At 67.3% G+C, this 4,592-nt stretch carries 6 protein-coding genes and 1 riboswitch; all 6 genes read left to right on the top strand.

Going from position 1 to position 4,592, the window contains the following annotated elements; all coding sequences use genetic code 11:
* The coding region (gene ribD / locus ACCC94_RS27900; RefSeq protein WP_413352831.1) for a bifunctional diaminohydroxyphosphoribosylaminopyrimidine deaminase/5-amino-6-(5-phosphoribosylamino)uracil reductase RibD at positions 1-832 on the top strand (832 nt) is incomplete at its 5' end.
* 121 nt (positions 833-953) lie between these two features.
* Positions 954-1,116, top strand: a riboswitch (FMN riboswitch).
* Between the two features lie 153 nt (positions 1,117-1,269).
* Complete coding sequence (locus ACCC94_RS27905; protein ID WP_207884690.1) at positions 1,270-1,938, top strand: riboflavin synthase; 669 nt, start codon at positions 1,270-1,272, stop codon at positions 1,936-1,938.
* Between the two features lie 16 nt (positions 1,939-1,954).
* Positions 1,955-3,052 carry a bifunctional 3,4-dihydroxy-2-butanone-4-phosphate synthase/GTP cyclohydrolase II gene (gene ribBA / locus ACCC94_RS27910; protein ID WP_413352832.1) on the top strand — a complete coding sequence of 366 codons (1,098 nt, stop codon included), beginning with the start codon at positions 1,955-1,957 and terminating at the stop codon, positions 3,050-3,052.
* Positions 3,053-3,149: 97 nt separating this feature from the next.
* The gene (gene ribE, locus ACCC94_RS27915; RefSeq protein WP_081517125.1) at positions 3,150-3,626 is read left to right on the top strand and encodes a 6,7-dimethyl-8-ribityllumazine synthase; all 477 of its coding nucleotides are present in this window, start codon (positions 3,150-3,152) and stop codon (positions 3,624-3,626) included.
* The gene (gene nusB / locus ACCC94_RS27920; RefSeq protein WP_088421598.1) at positions 3,623-4,114 is read left to right on the top strand and encodes a transcription antitermination factor NusB; all 492 of its coding nucleotides are present in this window, start codon (positions 3,623-3,625) and stop codon (positions 4,112-4,114) included. The genes ribE and nusB overlap by 4 nt, the downstream gene beginning before the upstream one ends.
* Positions 4,115-4,117: 3 nt before the next feature.
* The coding region (locus ACCC94_RS27925; protein ID WP_413352833.1) for an AIR synthase related protein at positions 4,118-4,592 on the top strand (475 nt) is incomplete at its 3' end.

Here is a 4,592-nt window from a genome sequence, read left to right on the forward strand (position 1 = left end):
GATCGGCGCCGGCCTCGCCCGCGTGGTCGCGGCCATGCAGGACCCGAACCCGCAAGTGGCCGGAAGCGGCATGCGGCGCATCGCCGAAGCCGGCATCGAGACGCGCTCCGGCGTGCTGGAAAACGAAGCCCGCGCGCTGAACCAGGGCTTTTTGAAACGCATGGAAACCGGCCTGCCATTCGTCCGCGTGAAGCTGGCGATGAGCCTGGACGGTCGCACCGCCATGGCCAGCGGCGAGAGCCAGTGGATCACCGGCCCCGCCGCGCGCCGTGCGGTACAGCGGCTGCGCGCGCAGTCCAGCGTGGTGCTCTCCGGCGCCGATACCGTGCTGACCGACGATGCCCGCCTGACCGTACGCCCGGACGAACTGGGCCTGGATGCCGAGCAGACCGAGCTGGCCTCCCGGCGCCAGCCGCTGCGGGTGCTGATCGATGGCCGCCTGCGCGTGCCGCTGACCGCTACCTTCTTCCAGGCCGGCCCCGCGCTGGTGGTGAGCACCCGGGACGACCCGAACTACGCCGTGGTGGGTCACGAATTGCTCAACCTCGCCGGCCTCGACGGCCAGGTCGACCTGCTGGCGCTGCTGAGCGAACTCGGCCGCCGTGGCGTCAACGAAATGCTGGTGGAAGCCGGCCCGCGTCTGGCGGGTGCCTTCGCCCGCCTCGGGCTGGTGGACGAATACAGCATCTTCATGGCGCCTAAGCTTCTCGGCTCCTCCGCGCGTCCGCTGCTGGAACTGCCGCTGGAGCGCATGAGCGAATCGCGCGAGCTGAAGATCGTCGACATCCGCGCGGTGGGAGACGACTGGCTGGTCACCGCCAGACCGCTGTAATGGCGCGCCGGCGGGCCGATCTCGGCTTGCCGCCGGGCGCGGAGCGATCAATAGGAAGCTTCCGAGTTGCGCCGGCCTGTGGTAAAACGCCACACGCGGTCGATGCTGTAACGGCCGCGATTGTCGTTCTCAGGGCGGGGTGCAAGTCCCCACCGGCGGTAATGACGCGCAATGCGTCTAGCCCGCGAGCGCCTGTCCAGACCGGTTCGCCGGATGGCCAGGGTCAGCAGACCCGGTGTGATTCCGGGGCCGACGGTCATAGTCCGGATGAAGAGAGAACGGGATGAGCCATCGGGGCGTGCCTGCGCGCGCCCGTGAAGTCCCTTCGATCGATACGCCCTGTTTTTAACCAAAACAGGAGTTCGCCACATGCATCATCTTTCCCAGTTGGCTACCCGGCCTTGCCGTCCAGCGGCCCTTGCCGTGCGGGAGGCCTCATGTTCACCGGCATAATCGAATCCATCGGCAGCATCGCGGCCATCACCCCCAAGGGCGGTGACGTGCGCCTGTACGTGAAGACCGGCAAGCTCGACCTCGCCGACGTCAAGCTCGGCGACAGCATCGCGGTCAACGGTATCTGCCTGACGGCGGTGGAACTGCCCGGCGACGGCTTCTGGGCCGACGTCAGCCGCGAAACCCTGGCACGCACCGCCTTCGCCCAGCTCAAGATCGGCAGCCGGGTGAACCTGGAAAAGGCCCTGACCCCGACCACCCGCCTGGGCGGCCACCTGGTCAGCGGCCACGTCGACGGCGTCGGCGAGATCGTCAAGCGCGAGGAAAACGCCCGCGCCATCCAGTTCACCGTGCGCGCCCCGCGCGAGCTGGCCAAGTACATCGCGCTCAAGGGCTCGATCACCGTGGATGGCACCAGCCTGACGGTGAACGCGGTCAATGGCGCCGAGTTCGAGCTGACCATCGTCCCGCATACCGTGCAGGAGACCATCATGGCCGACTACCGCGGTGGTCGCCTGGTCAACCTCGAGGTCGACCTGCTGGCGCGCTACCTGGAGCGTCTGCTGCTCGGCGACAAGGCGGCGGAGCCCGCAGCCGGCGCTGGCGGCATCACCGAAGCATTCCTGGCCGAAAACGGCTTCCTGAAACACTGATAAGGCTCGTCCCCGTATGGCACTCAACAGCATTGAAGAACTGCTCGACGACATGCGTCAGGGCAAGATGGTCATCCTCATGGATGACGAGGACCGCGAGAACGAAGGCGACCTGATCATCGCCTCCGAGTGCGTCCGCACCGAAGACATCAACTTCATGGCGCGCTTCGCCCGCGGCCTGATCTGCATGCCGATGACCCGCGAACGCTGCGAGCGCCTCGGTATCCCGCTGATGGTGCAGCGCAACGGTTCCGGTTTCGGCACCAAGTTCACCGTCTCCATCGAGGCCGCCGAAGGCGTCACCACCGGCATCTCCGCCGCTGACCGCGCCCGCACCGTGCAGGCCGCTGCGGCGAAGAACGCCGTCGCCGCCGACATTGTCAGCCCCGGCCACATCTTCCCGCTGATGTCGCAGCCCGGCGGCGTACTGGCTCGCGCCGGTCACACCGAAGCCGCCTGCGACCTGGCGCGCATGGCCGGCTTCGAGCCGTCCGGGGTGATCTGCGAGATCATGAACGACGACGGCACCATGGCCCGTCGGCCGGAACTGGAAGAGTTCGCCAAGCAGCACGACATCAAGATCGGCACCATCGCCGACCTGATCCACTACCGCCTGATCCACGAGCGCACCGTCGAGCGCCTCGCCGAGCAGCCGCTGGATACCGAGCTTGGCCAGTTCAAGCTGATTACCTACCGCGACTCCGTGGAAGGCGACGTGCACCTGGCGCTGACCCTGGGCAAGGTCTGCGCGGAAGAGCCGACCCTGGTGCGCGTGCACAACCCCGACCCGCTGCGCGACCTGCTGATGGTCAACCAGGCGGGCCGCTGGAGCCTGCGCGCGGCCATGGCCAAGGTGGCCGAGGCCGGCAGCGGCGTGGTGCTGCTGCTGGGCCACCAGGTGGGCGGCGACGACCTGCTGGCGCACGTTCGCGAGATCACCAGCACCGCCGCGCCGGTGCAGAAACCGACCACCACCTACAGCACCGTGGGTGCCGGTTCGCAGATCCTGCGCGACCTGGGCGTGCGCAAGATGCGCCTGATGTCGGCACCGATGCGCTTCAACGCGATATCCGGTTTCGACCTGGAAGTTGTAGAATACCTGCCCGCTGAATGAGCCTCACCGCCGTGCCCTGGCATGGCGGTGCCGTTCTTCTACCCTATTTGCGGAGCGTCACGCTGACGCTCCGGCTCTTTAACAGTGAGACTTGTCCATGACCCTGAAGACCATCGAAGGTACCTTCATCGCCCCCAAAGGCCGCTTCGCCCTGGTGGTTGGCCGCTTCAACAGTTTCGTGGTGGAAAGCCTGGTGGAAGGCGCCATCGACGCGCTGGTGCGCCACGGCGTCGCCCAGAGCGAAATCACCGTGATCCGCGCTCCGGGCGCCTTCGAAATCCCGCTGGTGGCGCAGAAAGTCGCCCAGCGCGGCGAGTTCGACGCCATCATCGCCCTCGGCGCGGTGATCCGCGGCGGCACCCCGCACTTCGAGTACGTAGCCGGTGAGTGCACCAAGGGTCTGGCACAGGTTTCCCTGCAGTTCGGCGTGCCGGTCGCCTTCGGCGTGCTGACGGTCGACTCCATCGAACAAGCCATCGAGCGCTCCGGCACCAAGGCCGGCAACAAAGGCGCCGAAGCTGCCCTGTCCGCCCTGGAAATGGTGAGCCTGCTGTCGCAGCTGGAGGCCAAGTGAGCACCCAGGACGGCAACACTCCGGACAACAAGCCCGCAAAGCCTGCCAAGCCGAACAAGATCGCCATGCGCCGCAAGGCCCGCAGCCTTGCGGTGCAGGCCCTGTATTCCTGGCAGATGGCCGGGCAGCCGCTCAACGAGATCGAGGCGACCTTCCGTACCGACAACGATTTCAGCGATGTCGACGGCGCCTACTTCCACGAGATCCTGCACGGCGTGCCGCGCCTGAAGACCGATCTGGACGAGGAATTCACCCCTTGCCTGGACCGCGCGCTGGAAGAGATCGACCCGGTGGAGCTGGCCATCCTGCGCCTGGCCACCTACGAGCTGCGCAATCGTCTGGACGTGCCGTACAAGGTCGTCATCAACGAAGGCATCGAGCTGGCCAAGACCTTCGGCGCCACCGACGGACACAAGTTCGTCAACGGCGTGCTGGACAAGCTAGCTCCGCGCCTGCGCGCCGCCGAACTGCGTGGCGCCAAGCGCTGAGGCATGGGTGAGTTCGAGCTGATCCGTCGCTACTTCGCCTCGGCCGCCTGTGCGGCCGGGGGCGAGGCAGTGGCCCTGGGAATCGGCGACGACTGCGCGCTCCTTGCGCCCAAGGCCGGCGAACAGCTGGCGATTTCCACCGATACCCTGGTCGTCGGCGTGCATTTCCCCGCCGTCTGCGATCCCTACCTGCTCGGCCAGCGTGCCCTCGCCGTATCCGCCAGCGATCTTGCGGCCATGGGCGCATCGCCCATCGGTTTCACCCTTGCCCTGACCCTGCCCGAGGCCGACCCGGCCTGGCTGGAGGGCTTTGCCCGCGGCCTGAACCAGAAGGCGCAGGAATGCGCGCTGGCGCTGATCGGCGGAGATACCACCCGCGGCCCGCTGGCGATGACCGTCACCGTGTTCGGCGGCGTGCCCGCCGGGCAGGCGCTGACCCGCTCCGGTGCGCAGCCGGGCGACCTGCTCTGTGTCGGCG

Origin of the sequence: Pseudomonas sp. Pseusp97 (assembly GCF_047304025.1) — a bacterium.
Taxonomy (GTDB): domain Bacteria; phylum Pseudomonadota; class Gammaproteobacteria; order Pseudomonadales; family Pseudomonadaceae; genus Pseudomonas.

What these genes read in the sequence shown, in the direction of transcription:
- ACCC94_RS27905 (WP_207884690.1), top strand. Translation starts at nt 1,270, where the DNA reads ATGTTCACCGGCATAATCGAATCCATCGGCAGCATCGCGGCCATCACC.
- ribBA (WP_413352832.1), top strand. Translation starts at nt 1,955, where the DNA reads ATGGCACTCAACAGCATTGAAGAACTGCTCGACGACATGCGTCAGGGC.
- ribE (WP_081517125.1), top strand. Translation starts at nt 3,150, where the DNA reads ATGACCCTGAAGACCATCGAAGGTACCTTCATCGCCCCCAAAGGCCGC.